This is a genomic window from Streptomyces mayteni (assembly GCF_054783955.1).
In genome coordinates this window covers 181,686-196,244 of sequence record NZ_BAAGPR010000002.1, presented here as the reverse complement: position 1 = coordinate 196,244, position 14,559 = coordinate 181,686, and the positions used below count along the sequence as shown (strand labels likewise).

13 protein-coding genes are annotated in these 14,559 nt (G+C 71.9%); 3 read left to right on the top strand and 10 right to left on the bottom strand.

The features are described from left to right. Nucleotide 1 precedes the first annotated feature (1 nt). From zwf to pgl, 3 genes are read left to right on the top strand one after another with little or no spacing between them, the layout of a single operon-like run. Nucleotides 2-1,567 carry a glucose-6-phosphate dehydrogenase gene (zwf, locus tag ACYVPE_RS01930; protein WP_461031567.1) on the top strand — a complete coding sequence of 522 codons (1,566 nt, stop codon included), beginning with the start codon at nucleotides 2-4 and terminating at the stop codon, nucleotides 1,565-1,567. Then, nucleotides 1,564-2,637 (top strand): glucose-6-phosphate dehydrogenase assembly protein OpcA, encoded by a 1,074-nt coding sequence (gene opcA, locus ACYVPE_RS01925; RefSeq protein WP_461031566.1) that lies wholly within the window; start codon nucleotides 1,564-1,566, stop codon nucleotides 2,635-2,637. Before zwf ends, opcA begins: the two co-directional genes overlap by 4 nt. Continuing rightward, a complete protein-coding gene (gene pgl / locus ACYVPE_RS01920; RefSeq protein WP_461031565.1) occupies nucleotides 2,637-3,389 on the top strand; it encodes a 6-phosphogluconolactonase in 753 nt (250 codons plus the stop codon). The genes opcA and pgl overlap by 1 nt, the downstream gene beginning before the upstream one ends. A 141-nt stretch (nucleotides 3,390-3,530) precedes the next feature. Here pgl and pgi read toward each other — a convergent pair whose 3' ends face one another. The 10 genes from pgi to uvrC all read right to left on the bottom strand — a co-directional run bounded on the left by pgi (nucleotide 3,531) and on the right by uvrC (nucleotide 14,544). Then, nucleotides 3,531-5,165 carry a glucose-6-phosphate isomerase gene (gene pgi, locus ACYVPE_RS01915; RefSeq protein WP_461031564.1) on the bottom strand — a complete coding sequence of 545 codons (1,635 nt, stop codon included), beginning with the start codon at nucleotides 5,163-5,165 and terminating at the stop codon, nucleotides 3,531-3,533. A 159-nt stretch (nucleotides 5,166-5,324) separates the two neighbouring features. Then, complete coding sequence (locus ACYVPE_RS01910) at nucleotides 5,325-5,660, bottom strand: RNA polymerase-binding protein RbpA (protein WP_132819565.1); 336 nt, start codon at nucleotides 5,658-5,660, stop codon at nucleotides 5,325-5,327. 140 nt (nucleotides 5,661-5,800) lie between these two features. After that, complete coding sequence (secG, locus tag ACYVPE_RS01905) at nucleotides 5,801-6,031, bottom strand: preprotein translocase subunit SecG (protein ID WP_461031563.1); 231 nt, start codon at nucleotides 6,029-6,031, stop codon at nucleotides 5,801-5,803. A 126-nt stretch (nucleotides 6,032-6,157) separates the two neighbouring features. Beyond that, nucleotides 6,158-6,943: a triose-phosphate isomerase gene (gene tpiA / locus ACYVPE_RS01900; RefSeq protein ID WP_461031562.1), complete on the bottom strand. Its 786-nt coding sequence runs from the start codon at nucleotides 6,941-6,943 to the stop codon at nucleotides 6,158-6,160. A 4-nt stretch (nucleotides 6,944-6,947) separates the two neighbouring features. Beyond that, nucleotides 6,948-8,150: a phosphoglycerate kinase gene (locus ACYVPE_RS01895; RefSeq protein WP_461031561.1), complete on the bottom strand. Its 1,203-nt coding sequence runs from the start codon at nucleotides 8,148-8,150 to the stop codon at nucleotides 6,948-6,950. Nucleotides 8,151-8,261: 111 nt separating this feature from the next. Further along, nucleotides 8,262-9,266 carry a type I glyceraldehyde-3-phosphate dehydrogenase gene (gap, locus tag ACYVPE_RS01890; RefSeq protein ID WP_461031560.1) on the bottom strand — a complete coding sequence of 335 codons (1,005 nt, stop codon included), beginning with the start codon at nucleotides 9,264-9,266 and terminating at the stop codon, nucleotides 8,262-8,264. Between the two features lie 224 nt (nucleotides 9,267-9,490). Then, nucleotides 9,491-10,468 (bottom strand): DNA-binding protein WhiA, encoded by a 978-nt coding sequence (whiA, locus tag ACYVPE_RS01885; RefSeq protein ID WP_461031559.1) that lies wholly within the window; start codon nucleotides 10,466-10,468, stop codon nucleotides 9,491-9,493. Then, a complete protein-coding gene (locus ACYVPE_RS01880) occupies nucleotides 10,459-11,466 on the bottom strand; it encodes a gluconeogenesis factor YvcK family protein (protein ID WP_461031558.1) in 1,008 nt (335 codons plus the stop codon). The genes whiA and ACYVPE_RS01880 overlap by 10 nt, the downstream gene beginning before the upstream one ends. 65 nt (nucleotides 11,467-11,531) lie before the next feature. Beyond that, nucleotides 11,532-12,458 (bottom strand): RNase adapter RapZ, encoded by a 927-nt coding sequence (gene rapZ, locus ACYVPE_RS01875; RefSeq protein WP_461031557.1) that lies wholly within the window; start codon nucleotides 12,456-12,458, stop codon nucleotides 11,532-11,534. A gap of 112 nt (nucleotides 12,459-12,570) precedes the next feature. Continuing rightward, entirely contained in the window at nucleotides 12,571-14,544 is a 1,974-nt protein-coding gene (gene uvrC, locus ACYVPE_RS01870; protein ID WP_461031556.1) for an excinuclease ABC subunit UvrC, read from the bottom strand. Nucleotides 14,545-14,559: the final 15 nt, after the last annotated feature.

Sequence of the window (14,559 nt, the reverse complement as noted above, 5' to 3'; positions counted from 1 at the left end):
GGTGAGTGGCGGTTCGAGGCAGTCGGCGTCGCCCCGGCAGCACCGGGGCGGCGGGAATCCGCTGCGTACCGCGCAGGACCGGCGGCTCCCGCGCATCGCGGGGCCCTCGGGCCTGGTGATCTTCGGCGTGACGGGTGACCTGTCGCGCAAGAAGCTGATGCCAGCCGTCTACGACCTGTCGAACCGCGGCCTGTTGCCGCCGGGCTTCTCGCTGGTGGGCTTCGCCCGCCGGGACTGGGCGAACGAGGACTTCGCCGAGGTCGTGCACGACTCGGTGAGCCAGTACTCGCGCACCCCGTTCCGCGAGGAGGTCTGGCGGCAGCTGGCCGAGGGCATGCGGTTCGTGCCCGGCGTGTTCGACGACGACGACGCGTTCGTCTCGTTGCGGGACACGATCGAACGGCTCGACAAGGAGCGCGGCACCGGCGGGAACTTCGCGTTCTATCTGTCGGTGCCGCCGAAGTACTTCCCGCAGGTGGTGCGGCAGCTGCGGACCAGCGGCCTGTCGGAGGCGCCGAACGGGTCGTGGCGGCGGGCGGTGATCGAGAAGCCGTTCGGCCACGACCTGGCCAGCGCGCGGGAGCTGAACGCGGTGGTGCACGAGGTGTTCGCGCCGCACGAGGTGTTCAGGATCGACCACTACCTCGGCAAGGAGACGGTCCAGAACATCCTGGCGCTGCGGTTCGCCAACACCATGTTCGAACCGATCTGGAACCGGTCGTACGTGGACCATGTGCAGATCACGATGGCCGAGGACATCGGGATCGGCGGCCGCGCCGGCTACTACGACGGCATCGGCTCGGCGCGGGACGTGCTCCAGAACCACCTGCTGCAACTGCTGGCGCTCACCGCGATGGAGGAGCCGTCCTCCTTCGAGGCGGACGCGCTGGTCACCGAGAAGCTGAAGGTGTTGGAGGCCCTGCGGCTGCCGCGGGATCTGGGCCGGCACACGGTGCGCGGCCAGTACACCGGTGGCTGGCAGGGCGGCCAGAAGGTGCTCGGCTATCTGGAGGAGGAGGGCATCGACGCGGAGTCCACCACCGACACCTACGCGGCCGTCAGGCTGGAGATCGACAACCGGCGGTGGGCCGGCGTCCCGTTCTACCTGCGCACCGGGAAGCGGCTGGGCCGCCGGGTCACGGAGATCGCGGTGGTCTTCCAGCGGGCGCCCTACTCGCCGTTCGACACCACCGAGACCCAGGAGCTGGGCCACAACGCGCTGGTGATCCGGGTGCAGCCGGACGAGGGCGTCACGGTGCGGTTCGGCTCCAAGGTGCCTGGCACCCAGATGGAGATCCGGGACGTCACGATGGACTTCGCCTACGGCGAGTCGTTCACCGAGTCCAGTCCTGAGGCGTACGAGCGGCTGCTGCTCGACGTGCTCCTCGGCGACGCCAACCTCTTCCCCCGCCACCAGGAGGTGGAGCGGTCCTGGGAGATCCTGGACCCGGTCGAGGAGTACTGGGCACGGCACGGCAGGCCCGAGCCGTACACGGCGGGCACCTGGGGGCCTGACGAGGCGGACCGGATGCTGTCACGAGACGGACGGAGCTGGCGGCGGCCATGAACATCGATCTCACCGACACGACGTCCAGCAAGATCAACTCCGCGCTGATCGACGGCAGGCGGGCGGTGGGGGCCGCGGTCGGCATGGTGCTGACCCTGGTCATCGTCACCGACGAGGGCAACCACTACGACGCGCTGAAGGCCGCGAGCGAGGCGTCCAAGGAGCATCCGTCCCGGATCCTCGTGGTGATCAGGCGGCCGGGGCGCTCGCCGCGGGACCGGGCCACGGCGCGGCTCGACGCCGAGGTGCGGGTCGGCGGCGAGACGGGCAACGGCGAGACGGTGCTGCTGCGGCTGCACGGCGAGCTGTCGGCGCACGCCTACAGCGTGGTGCTGCCGCTGCTGCTGCCGGACGCGCCGGTGGTGATCTGGTGGCCGGACGAGGCGCCGACGCACCCCGCCGAGGACCTGCTCGGCACGCTGGCCCAGCGGCGGATCACGGACGCGGCGGCCACCGAGGACCCGGTGGGGGCGCTCGGCGCGCGGGCCGCGGTCTACGCGCCTGGCGACACGGACCTGGCCTGGACCCGGATCACGCCCTGGCGCAGCGTGCTGGCGGCGGCGCTCGACCAGCGGCACGGCCGGATCACCGGGGCCGAGGTGGCGGGCGAGGAGTACAACCCGAGCACCGAACTGCTCGCGCTGTGGCTGGCGGAGCGGCTCGCGGTGCCGGTGGACCGCTCGGTCTCGCCTGGGCCCGGCATCACGGCGGTGCGGCTGCTCACGGAGGACGGCGTCATCTGCCTCGACCGGCCCGACGGTTCGCTGGCGACGCTGGCGGTGCCCGGCCAGCCCGACCGGCACGTGGCGCTGCACCGGCGCACGACGGCCGAGCTGATCGCCGAGGAGCTGCGCCGGCTCGACCCCGACGAGGCGTACGCGGAGGCCGTGAAGCACGGCGTGGGCCGGCTCGGCTCGGGGCGGCCCACGGGCCAGGCGCCGGCGGCGGAGCGGCCGCCGCTGCCCAAGCGTTCCGGCGAGGCCCGGCACAAGCCGGGCGGGGCCGGCAGGTCCACCAAGGCGGCCAAGGCCGCCAAGACTGCCAAGTCGGCGAAGAGCAAGGAGAAGTGATGACGGCGACGCCACGGCTCGTGGTGCACCGCGACAAGGAGCTGATGGCGCAGGCCACGGCGGCCCGGCTGATCACCGAGGTCGTGGACGCCCAGGCGGCCCGCGGCTCGGCCTCGGTGGTGTTGACGGGCGGCCGCAACGGCAACGGGGTGCTGGCCGCGCTGGCCGGCTCCCCGGCCAGGGACGCCGTGGACTGGGAGCGGGTCGACCTGTGGTGGGGCGACGAGCGTTTCCTGCCGGACGGCGACCCGGACCGCAACGTGACCCAGGCCAGGCGGGCGCTGCTCGACGAGCTGCCGCTCGACCCGGCGCGGGTGCACGCGATGCCGGCCTCGGACGGGCGGCACGGCGACGACGTGGACGCGGCGGCCACCTCGTACGCCGCCGAACTCGCGGTGGCCGCAGGACCGTTCGACGTGCTGATGCTGGGCGTGGGCCCGGACACCCATGTGGCCTCGCTGTTCCCCGGGCTGCCTGCGGTGCGGGAGGAGAAGCGCACGGTGGTGGCCGTGCGGGAGGCCCCCAAGCCGCCGCCGACCCGGATCACGCTGACGCTGCCGGCGATCCGCACGGCGCGCCAGGTGTGGCTGCTGGCGGCCGGCGAGGACAAGGCCAAGGCGGCGGCCACCGCGCTGGTGGGCGACGCGGAGGCCGTGGACGCCCCGGCGGCCGGGGCGCACGGCACGGCCCGCACCCTGTGGCTGCTCGACCGCGCCGCCGCCTCGGCCCTGCCGCCGGAGCTGGCTTCCTAGGCCCTGTCCTGGCCTGGCGAAGTCCGCCGCCCTCCCACGCCCCGTGAGAGGCGCGGGGCGGCGACTGAGTGCGGCTTCGCCGCGCGGGCGCGACCAGTCGCGAGCGGTCAGCGGCCGTCTCCCACGCTGCCGGCCAAGCGCTCAGCGTCCACGCAGCTCGCGGTAGGTGGCCACCAGGCGCGCCGTGGAGGCGTCGAGGCCCGGCACCTCGGCGCCCTCCGTGAGGGCCGGCTCCACGCGCTTGGCGAGCACCTTGCCGAGCTCGACGCCCCACTGGTCGAAGGAGTCGATGTCCCAGACCGCGCCCTGGACGAACACCTTGTGCTCGTAGAGGGCGACGAGCTGGCCCAGCACGGAGGGGGTCAGCTCGGGGGCCAGGATGGTGGTGGTGGGCCGGTCGCCGGGGAAGGTGCGGTGCGGCACCAGCTCCTCGGCGACGCCCTCGGCGCGCACCTCGTCCGCGGTCTTGCCGAAGGCGAGCGCCTGCCCCTGGGCGAACAGGTTGGCCATCAGCAGGTCGTGCTGGGCGGCGAGGGTGGGTTGGAGCTCGGCGACCGGGCGGGCGAAGCCGATGAGGTCGGCCGGGATGAGCCTGGTGCCCTGGTGCAGCAACTGGTAGTAGGCGTGCTGGCCGTTGGTGCCCGGGGTGCCCCAGACCACCGGGCCCGTCCCCCAACTCACCGGCTCGCCCGCGCGGTTCACCCGCTTGCCGTTGGACTCCATGTCGAGCTGCTGGAGATAGGCGGTGAACCGGGACAGGTAGTGGCTGTAGGGCAGCACGGCGTGCGACTGGGCGTCGTGGAAGCCGCCGTACCAGACGCCCAACAGGCCGAGCAGCAGCGGCGCGTTGGCCTCGGGCGGGGCGGTGCGGAAGTGCTCGTCGACGAGGTGGAAGCCGGCCAGCATCTCGCGGAACCGCTCGGGGCCGATGGCGATGACGAGCGAGAGGCCGATGGCGGAGTCGTAGGAGTAGCGGCCGCCGACCCAGTCCCAGAACTCGAACATGTTCTGGGTGTCGATGCCGAACTCGGCGACCTTCTCGGCGTTGGTGGAGACGGCCACGAAGTGCCGGGCGACGGCGGCCTGGTCGCCGCCGAGGCCGGCGAGCAGCCAGGTGCGGGCCGAGGTGGCGTTGGTGATGGTCTCCAGGGTGGTGAAGGTCTTGGAGGCGACGATGAACAGCGTCTCGGCCGGGTCGAGGTCGCGCACCGCCTCGTGCAGGTCGGCGCCGTCCACGTTGGAGACGAAGCGGAAGGTGAGCTCCCGGTCGGTGTAGGGGCGCAGCACCTCGTAGGCCATGGCGGGGCCGAGGTCGGAGCCGCCGATGCCGATGTTCACCACGTTGCGGATCCGCCGGCCGGTGTGGCCCTGCCACTCGCCGGAGCGCACCCGGTCGGCGAAGGCCGCCATCCGGTCGAGGACGGCGTGCACGGCGGGGACCACGTTCTCCCCGTCGACCTCGACGACCGCGCCCTCGGGGGCGCGCAGCGCGGTGTGCAACACGGCCCGGTTCTCGGTGGTGTTGATCCGCTCGCCGCGGAACATGGCGTCGCGCAGCGCGGCGACGCCGGTGGCCTCGGCCAACTCGCGCAGCAGCCGCAGCGTCTCGTCGGTCACCAGGTTCTTCGAGTAGTCGATACGCAGGTCCCCGACGGAGGCCTCGTACCGCTCCGCCCGCCCAGGGTCGGCGGCGAACAGCTCCCGCAGACGCACCTCCCCCAGGTCATCCCGGTGCTTCGCCAACGCGCTCCACTCAGCAGTCCGATCGAGCCTCATACCCGGTTCAACCCATCCGTCCGTATCGCTGTTCCCACCCCGCGCCACGGTAGTCGATCGGGTGAGGGCGACAACGCGACGGGCCCGGGCTCCGGTGGGTGAAACCGGTGCTCGGGCCCGTCGTGGTGGAACGTCCGGGATCTCGCCTCAGACCATGCCTCAGATCTCGCCGCGGAGCTTGGCCAGCGCCTCGGCGAGGATGGCCTCCCCGTCGGCGTCGCTGCGCCGCTCGCGGACGTAGGCGAGATGCGTCTTGTACGGCTCGGTGCGCGGCGGGTCAGGAGGCGAGTCCCGCTCGGTGCCGGCCGGGAAGCCGCAGCGCGGACAGTCCCAGGTGTCCGGAATCTGTGCGTCACTCGCGAAGCTGGGCTGCGTCTCATGCCCGTTCGCACACCAGAAGGAGACCCTGAGCCGAGGAGCGGACTCGCCGCGCTCGGCCTCACCCATGGGCCCCGCGCCGACCCGGCTGCCCCGGATCGCGTTGCCACCTGCCACGGTCGTTACTCCTGCCTGACATCCTGCGAAGTCCTCATTTTATGCAAGGCTCAACGCACGTCCAGTGCTTCGAGTTACTGAGGGAACAGCCCCGCGTACACGGGGAGGGCCTGGCTCACCGGTTCATGGCCGGACCGCCGTCACGCCTTCATCAGGAGACCGAGGATCACGACGATCCCGAACCAGATGACGGCGATGACCACGGTGATCCGGTCCAGGTTGCGCTCGGCGACCGAGGAGCCACCGACCGAGGACTGCATGCCCCCGCCGAACATGTCGGAGAGACCGCCGCCCTTCCCCTTGTGCATCAGCACGAGCAGGGCCAACAGGAAGCTGAAGATGATCAGCGCGATCTGGAACGCCGTTTCCACGACTGGACCAACTCTCTCAACAACGTCGCACGGACAAGTGATCTCTGCCTTGGGCCGACGGCACGGCTACGTGCCCACGCCGGCCGGCCCCCGACAGCGTACCGCGCGGTACCGATTTAACTGATTCTACTGGTCGCGGAATCGGACGATCTTGACGAACTCGTCGGCGTCCAGCGAGGCGCCCCCGACGAGGGCGCCGTCCACGTCGGGCTGGGCCATGATCGCGGCCACGTTGCCGCCCTTGACCGAGCCGCCGTACTGGATCCTGACCTTCTCGGCGAGCGCGCCGTCGTAGAGCTCGGCGAGCCGGGCCCTGATCGCCGCGCAGACCTCCTGGGCGTCCTCCGGGGTGGCGACCTCGCCGGTGCCGATGGCCCAGACCGGCTCGTAGGCGATCACGATGGACTCGGCCTGGGCGGCCGGCACGTCCTTCAGGGCGCCGTCGAGCTGGGCGAGGGTGTGCGCGACGTGGGTGCCGGCCTTGCGGACCTCCAGCGGCTCGCCGACGCAGAGGATCGGGGTGATCCCGTGCCGGTAGGCGGCCTTGACCTTGGCGTTGCAGACGGCCTCGTCCTCGCCGTGGTACTGGCGGCGCTCGGAGTGGCCGATCACGGCGTAGGCGCAGTTCAGCTTGGCCAGCATGAGCCCGGAGACCTCGCCGGTGTAGGCGCCGGAGTCGTGGGCCGAGATGTCCTGGGCGCCGTACCTGATCTTGAGCTTGTCGCCGTCGACCAGGGTCTGCACGGAGCGCAGGTCGGTGAAGGGCGGCAGGACGGCGACCTCGACGGCGTCGTAGTCCTTGTCGGCGAGCGCGAAGGCCAGCTTCTGGACGTGGGCGATGGCCTCGAGGTGGTTGAGGTTCATCTTCCAGTTGCCCGCCATCAGCGGGGTGCGCGAAGACGCAGTGGCCATGGGTTCAGTCCTCCAGTGCTGCCAGGCCGGGGAGGGTCTTGCCCTCCAGGTACTCGAGGCTCGCCCCGCCGCCGGTCGAGATGTGACCGAAGGCCGCCTCGTCGAAGCCCAGGATGCGGACGGCGGCGGCCGAGTCGCCGCCGCCGACGACGGTGAAGGCGGGGCTGTCCACCAGGGCCTGGGCGACGGCCCTGGTGCCCGCGGCGAAGTCGGGGTGCTCGAAGACGCCCATCGGCCCGTTCCAGAAGACCGTGGCGGCGTCGGCGAGCTTGGCGGCGTACAGCTCGCTGCTCGCCGGGCCGATGTCCAGGCCCATGAGGCCGGCCGGGATGGCGTCGGCGGACACCACCGTGGCCTCGACCGGCGCCTTGGCCGACAGGTCGGGGAACTCCTTGCTGGCGACGACGTCGACCGGGAGCACGAACTCGACGCCGCGCTCCTTCGCCTCGGCCAGGTAGCCCTGGACGGTCGGGATCTGGTCCTCCTGGAGCAGCGAGTCGCCGACCTCGTGACCGAGGGCCTTCAGGAAGGTGTAGGCCATGCCGCCGCCGATCAGGATGCGGTCGGCGCGCTTCAGCAGGTGGTCGATGACGCCGAGCTTGTCGGAGACCTTGGCGCCGCCGAGCACAACCGCGTAGGGGCGGGCCACGTCATCCGTGAGCCGGCGCAGCACGCCGACCTCGGTGGCGATCAGGCCGCCGACGGCGTGCGGCAGCCGGGCGGGCAGGTCGTAGACGGAGGCGTGCCTGCGGTGGACGGCGCCGAAGCCGTCGCCGACGTAGACGTCGGCGAGGGCGGCGAGGGCGTCGGCGAAGGCGCCGCGCTCGGCGTCGTCCTTGCTGGTCTCACCGGGGTTGAAGCGCAGGTTCTCCAGCAGCGCGACCTGTCCTTCGCCGAGCCCGGCGACGGTCGCGGCCGCGCTGTCGCCGACGGTGTCGGCGGCGAAGGCGACGGGCTTGCCGAGCAGCTCCCCGAGCCGCCTGGCGACCGGGGCGAGCGAGAACCGCGGCTCGGGGGCGCCCTTGGGGCGGCCGAGGTGCGAGGCGACGATCACCCTGGCGCCGGCGTCGGCGAGCCTGGCGATCGTGGGCACGACGGCGCGGATGCGGCCGTCGTCGGTGATGGTCTCGCCGTCGAGCGGGACGTTGAGGTCGGCGCGGACGAAGACCCGCCGCCCGGCGACCTGAAGATCGTCAATGGTCTGCATGGTGTGTGTTCCGACTCCTGGGGGCTGTGTCCGTGGCACAGGGGCCCGCGGCGCGTGCCGCGGGCCCCTGTTCTTCGTGCTCCACCGCTGATCGGGCTCGTCAGCTCCTGGTCAGAGCTGGCCGCCGACGAACACGGTCAGGTCGACGAGGCGGTTGGAGTAGCCCCACTCGTTGTCGTACCAGCCGACGATCTTGACCTGCTTGCCCTGCGCCATGGTGAGCGAGGCGTCCAGGGTGCAGGAGGCCGGCCAGTTGACGATGTCCGAGGAGACGATCTGGTCCTCGGTGTACTCGAGGATGCCCTTGAGCTGGCCCTCGGCCGCGGACTTGAAGGCCGCGTTGACCTCGTCCTTGGTGACCTCGCGGTCCAGCTCGACCACCAGGTCGGTGACGGAGCCGGTGGGGACCGGGACGCGCAGCGCGATGCCGTCCAGCTTGCCCTTGAGCTGCGGCAGGACCAGCGCCGTGGCCTTGGCGGCACCGGTGGTGGTCGGGATGATGTTGATCGCGGCGGCGCGGGCGCGGCGCAGGTCGTTGTGCGGGAAGTCCAGGATGCGCTGGTCGTTGGTGTACGCGTGGACCGTCGTCATCAGGCCCTTGACGATGCCGAAGTTCTCGTCGAGCACCTTGGCCATCGGCGCCACGCAGTTGGTGGTGCAGGAGGCGTTGGAGACGATGTGGTGGTTGGCCGCGTCGTACTTGTCCTGGTTGACGCCCATCACGATCGTGATGTCCTCGTCCTTGGCGGGCGCGGAGATCAGGACCTTCTTGGCGCCGGCGGCAATGTGCTTGGCGGCGTCCGCCTTCTTGGTGAAGATGCCGGTCGACTCGATGACGATGTCGGCGCCGAGCTCGCCCCAGGGCAGGGCGGCCGGGTCGCGCTCGGCCAGCGTCTTGAAGGTCATGTCGCCCACCGTGATGGTGTCTTCGGTGTGGCTGACCTCCGCCTTGAGGCGGCCGAGGATGCTGTCGTACTTCAGCAGGTGGACCAGCGTCTCGTTGTCGGTCAGGTCGTTGACGCCAACGATCTCGACATCCGCTCCCGACTCAAGGAGCGCGCGGAAGTAGTTGCGACCGATACGGCCAAAGCCGTTGATTCCTACGCGGATCGTCACGAACCGATCTCCTCGTTGGTACGCCGGCGAAACGGATACCGGCGATGCTGTATTGGGATGTCCCCGACCGTCTCCGACCCTACCGCGCCCGGATCCGGCCGGTGACATCGGCCATGGGGTGTTCCGGCCCGGAATCATGGGCCGGCGCGCCCCCTGCCTGGCCGGGGACGATGCCCCTTACGAGCGACCCGGCCGGGGCCCGGGGGCGGCGGCCGGCCCGGGCGTCAGCCCACCATCTCCTCGGTCAGGCTGGCCTCGGTACCGGCAATGCCCAGGTCCTGCGCCCGCTTGTCGGCCATCGCGAGCAGCCGCCTGATGCGGCCGGCGACCGCGTCCTTGGTGAGGGGCGGCTCGGCCAGGGCGCCGAGCTCCTCGAGGGACGCCTGCTTGTGGTCCATGCGCAGCCGGCCGGCGGCCGCCAGGTGTTCGGGCACCTCCTCGCCGAGGATCTCCAGGGCCCGCTGGACGCGGGCGCCGGCGGCGACGGCGGCGCGGGCGGAGCGGCGCAGGTTGGCGTCGTCGAAGTTGGCGAGGCGGTTGGCGGTGGCCTTGATCTCGCGCCGCATCCGGCGCTCTTCCCAGGCGAGCACCGACTCGTGGGCGCCGAGCCGCGTCAGCAGGGCGCCGATGGCGTCACCGTCCCGGACGACGACACGGTCGACGCTGCGGACCTCGCGGGCCTTGGCGCCGATCTGCAGCCGGCGTGCCGCGCCGACCAGGGCCAGGGCGGCCTCGGGGCCCGGGCAGGTGACCTCGAGCGAGGAGGAGCGGCCGGGCTCGGTCAGCGAGCCGTGGGCGAGGAAGGCACCGCGCCAGGCCGCCTCGGCGTCGCAGGTGGCGCCGGAGACGACCTGTGGTGGCAGGCCGCGGATGGGGCGGCCTCGGCCGTCGACCAGGCCGGTCTGGCGGGCGAGCTGGTCGCCGCCGGCCACCACCCGGACCACGTAGCGGCTGCCCCGGCGCAGCCCGCCAGGTGCCATCACCACCAGGTCGGAGGTGTGGCCGAAGATCTCCAGGATGTCCCGGCGCAGCCGCCGGGCGGCGATCCCCGTGTCCAACTCGGCCTCGATCACGATCCGCCCGCTGACCAGGTGCAGGCCACCCGCGAAGCGCAGGATCGACGACACCTCCGACTTGCGGCAGCAGGTGCGGGTGACGGGAAGTCGCGAGATCTCGTCCTTCACCGCAGCCGTCATCGCCATGGGCCGATCCTTCCATGCATCCGAAAAATACGGTCGTACGCGGCCGCGAGCAGCTCCGGGTCGTGCCTGGGAGGCACCGCCCCGTCGGGCAAACCCCCGGCGGCGGCCACCGGCGCCAGCTGGACTCTGGCCCCCAGGCGCTCGGCGGCCCGGCTCAGGCTCTCCTGGTCCGGGACGGCGGCCTGGTCTGCCAGCACCACGTCGAAGGCGAGTTTAGGGGCGTGTTGTACCAAAACCTCCACATGACGCTGCGGGGAGAAGCCATCAGTTTCGCCGGGTTGTGGGGCCAGGTTGAGGGAGAGCACGCGCCGGGCCTTGGTGCGGGTGAGCGCGTCGAGCAGGTCGGGCACGAGCAGGTGCGGGATGACGGAGGAGAACCAGGAGCCTGGCCCGAGCACCACCCAGTCGGCGTCGAGCACCGCCTCGACGGCCTCGGGGACGGCCGGCGGGGCGGCCGGCACCAGCACCACCTCGCGCACCTCGCCGGGGGTCAGCGCGACGGCGACCTGGCCCCGGATCCGGCTCAGCTCCTCGGGGCGGGCCGGCTCGTGGCCGCGGACCAGGGCCTCCAGCTCCAGTGGGACGGCGGACATGGGCAGCACCCGGCCGTGCGCGCCGAGCAGCTTGCCGACCAGGTCGAGGGCGCGGACGTGGTCGCCCAGCTGCTCCCAGAGGGCGACGATCAGCAGGTTGCCCACGGCGTGGTCGTGCAGCGCGCCCTCGCTCTTGAAGCGGTGCTGCACCACCTCGGACCAGGTGCGGCCCCAGTCGTCGTCGCCGCAGAGGGCGGCCAGCGCCTTGCGGAGGTCGCCCGGCGGCAGCACGCCGAGCTCGGCGCGCAGCCGGCCGCTCGACCCGCCGTCGTCGGCGACGGTGACGACGGCCGTCAGGTCGCCGGTGATCCGGCGCAGCGCGGCGAGCGAGGCCGCCAGGCCCATGCCGCCGCCGAGTGCGACGACCTTGGGCTGGGCACGGCGGCCGCCTCGCAGCTGTCGCATGCCTCGCCGGGCGTGCCCGACCCCGTCCGCTGTCCGGCGCTGCCGAACGCCCTTGCGCGGCATGCCTATTCGCGCCCCATGTCCCGGTGGACCACGACCGTTTCGATCCCTTCCGCGGCCAGCCGGCGGGCCAGCCGCTCGGACATGGCGACGCTGCGGTGCTTTCCGCCGGTGCAGCCGACGGCGATGGTGACGTAGCGCTTGCCCTCGCGGCGGTAGCCGGCGGCGATCAGCTGGAGGATCTCGGCGTAGCGGTCGAGGAACTCCTTGGCGCCCGGCTGGTCGAAGACGTAGCCGGCGACCTCCTCGCTGGTGCCGGTGAACGGCCGCAGCTCGGGGACCCAGTGCGGGTTGGGCAGGAACCGGCAGTCCACCACGTGGTCGGCGTCCACGGGGAGGCCGTACTTGTAGCCGAAGGACATCACGGTGGCGCGCAGCTCCGGCTCGTCGCCGCTGGTGAACTGGGCGTCCATCTTGGCGCGGAGCTCGTGCACGTTGAGGTTGGAGGTGTCGATCACCAGGTCGGCGTCGCCGCGGAGCTCGCGGAGCAGGTCGCGCTCGGCGGCGATGCCGTCGACGATCCGGCCGTCACCCTGGAGCGGGTGCGGCCTGCGGACCGACTCGAAGCGCTGCACGAGGGCGTTGTCCGAGGCCTCGAGGAAGACGACCCGGCGGGTGACACCCTTGGCCGCCAGGTCGGTCAGGGACTCGCGGAGGCTGTCGAAGAAGCTGCGACCGCGGACGTCGACCACGACGGCGATGCGCGCCACGTTGCCCTGGGAGCGGGCGCCGAGGTCGACCATGGTCGGGATCAGGGCCGGCGGCAGGTTGTCCACGACGAACCAGCCGAGGTCCTCGAGGCACTTGGCCGCGGTGCTGCGGCCGGCGCCCGACATGCCGGTGATGATCACCAGTTCGGGTGTGGTGGTGACCTCGTCGCCGCCGTTGCCCGGCGGCGGGGTCTGATCTTCGCCTCTGGTCTGTTCACTCATGTCTGCTGTCCCCCGCCTGTCTTTCTTTTCGTGTGGGTCGCGTGGGTGGGCCGCGCCGCGGCCTGGCGCCGGCCCTAGGTCCTGTCCGGCCGGTCTTGCCGGGGCCACCGGCTCAGCCGTCGACGATCTCGCCGGTGGCGGTGTTGACCGCCGGGGCGGTCGGGCCGCCCTCGGCGAGCGCGGCGGCGACCGTCTCCGCGGTCCTGCGGCCGATGCCCGGCACCTCGCAGAGTTCCTCGATCGTGGCGGCGCGGAGCCGCTTGACCGAGCCGAAGTGCTTGAGCAGGGCCTTCTTGCGGGTCTCCCCGAGTCCGGTGACGGTGTCGAGGGGACCCTTCCTTATCGATTGTGACCGCTTTCCGCGCTGATAGCGGATCGCGAAGCGGTGGGCCTCGTCTCTGACGCGCTGCAGCAGGTACAGGCCCTCGCTGGTGCGCGGCAGGATCACCGGGTCGTCGTCGCCCGGCAGCCAGACCTCCTCGAGGCGCTTGGCGAGGCCGCAGACGGCGACGTCGTCGATGCCGAGTTCGTCCATCGCGCGGCGGGCGGCGGCCACCTGGGGCTGCCCGCCGTCCACCACCACGAGCTGGGGCGGGTAGGCGAAGCGCCTGGGCCGGCCGTCCTCCGTGCGGAGGGACGCGGGAGCGTCGTCGTCCGGTTCCTCGACGGCCCACTCGCCAGTCTTCTCGCGCTCGCGGAGGTAGCGGCGGAAGCGCCTGGAGACCACCTCGTGCATGGCGCGGACGTCGTCCTGACCGGCGAAGCTCCTGATCTGGAACCGCCGGTACTCGCTCTTGCGGGCCAGGCCGTCCTCGAAGACGACCATGGAGGCGACCACGTCCTCGCCCTGGAGGTGGGAGATGTCGAAGCACTCGATGCGCAGCGGCGCCGAGTCGAGGCCGAGGGCCTCGGCGATCTCCTCCAGGGCGCGGGAGCGGGTGGTGAGGTCGGAGGCGCGCTTGGTCTTGTGGAGGGCGAGCGCCTGCTTGGCGTTGCGCTCCACGGTGGTCATCAGGTCCTTCTTGTCGCCGCGGCGCGGCACCCGCAGGCTGACCCGGGAGCCGCGGCGCTCGCCGAGCCACTCGGCGACGGGCTCGGCGGGCTCGGGCAGCACCGGCACCAGCACCTCGCGGGGCACGGACTCGCCGCGCTCCTCGCCGTAGAGCTGGGTGAGGGCGCTCTCGACCAGCTCGGCCGTGGAGATGTTGGCGACCCGGTCGGTGACCCAGCCGCGTTGGCCGCGCACCCGGCCGCCGCGGACGTGGAAGATCTGCACGGCGGCTTCGAGCTCGTCGTCGGCGAGGGCGATCAGGTCGGCGTCGGTGGCGTCGGCGAGGACCACCGCGTTCTTCTCCATGGCGCGCCGCAGCGCCTCGATGTCGTCCCGCAGCCGGCCGGCCCGCTCGTACTCCAACTCCTCGGCCGCCTCGTGCATCTCCTGCTCGAGGCGGCGCAGGTAGGTGCCGGTGCGGCCGGCCATGAAGTCGCAGAACTCCTCGGCGAGCGCGCGGTGTTCCTCGGGGGTGACGCGGCCGACGCAGGGCGCGGAGCACTTGTCGATGTAGCCGAGGAGGCAGGGGCGGCCCACGGCCCTGGCGCGCTTGAACACCCCGGCGGAGCAGGTGCGGATGGGGAAGACCCGCAGCAGCAGGTCGACCGTCTCCCGGATGGCCCAGGCGTGGCCGTAGGGGCCGAAGTAGCGCACGCCCTTGCGCTTGGGGCCGCGCATCACCTGGGCCCTGGGGATCTCCTCGTTCATGGTGACGGCGAGCGAGGGATAGCTCTTGTCGTCGCGGTACTTGACGTTGAACCTGGGGTCGTACTCCTTGATCCACGAGTACTCGAGCTGCAGCGCCTCGACCTCGGTGCCGACCACCGTCCACTCGACGGAGGCGGCGGTGGTGACCATGGTGGCCGTCCTCGGGTGCAGCCCCGCGAGGTCCTGGAAGTAGGAGGAGAGCCGCTGGCGCAGGCTCTTGGCCTTTCCGACGTAGATCACCCGACGGTGGTCGTCCCGGAAGCGGTAGACGCCCGGTGAGTCGGGGATCTCGCCCGGCTGCGGGCGGTAGCTGGATGGATCGGCCATGTCCCAAACCCTACT

Excerpts from the sequence above, each read along its gene's own strand:
- tpiA (WP_461031562.1), bottom strand. The coding sequence starts at position 6,943 with ATGGCCACTGCGTCTTCGCGCACCCCGCTGATGGCGGGCAACTGGAAG.
- ACYVPE_RS01895 (WP_461031561.1), bottom strand. The coding sequence starts at position 8,150 with ATGCAGACCATTGACGATCTTCAGGTCGCCGGGCGGCGGGTCTTCGTC.
- uvrC (WP_461031556.1), bottom strand. The coding sequence starts at position 14,544 with ATGGCCGATCCATCCAGCTACCGCCCGCAGCCGGGCGAGATCCCCGAC.
- pgl (WP_461031565.1), top strand. The coding sequence starts at position 2,637 with ATGACGGCGACGCCACGGCTCGTGGTGCACCGCGACAAGGAGCTGATG.
- rapZ (WP_461031557.1), bottom strand. The coding sequence starts at position 12,458 with ATGAGTGAACAGACCAGAGGCGAAGATCAGACCCCGCCGCCGGGCAAC.
- ACYVPE_RS01880 (WP_461031558.1), bottom strand. The coding sequence starts at position 11,466 with ATGCGACAGCTGCGAGGCGGCCGCCGTGCCCAGCCCAAGGTCGTCGCA.
- pgi (WP_461031564.1), bottom strand. The coding sequence starts at position 5,165 with ATGAGGCTCGATCGGACTGCTGAGTGGAGCGCGTTGGCGAAGCACCGG.
- opcA (WP_461031566.1), top strand. The coding sequence starts at position 1,564 with ATGAACATCGATCTCACCGACACGACGTCCAGCAAGATCAACTCCGCG.
- whiA (WP_461031559.1), bottom strand. The coding sequence starts at position 10,468 with ATGGCGATGACGGCTGCGGTGAAGGACGAGATCTCGCGACTTCCCGTC.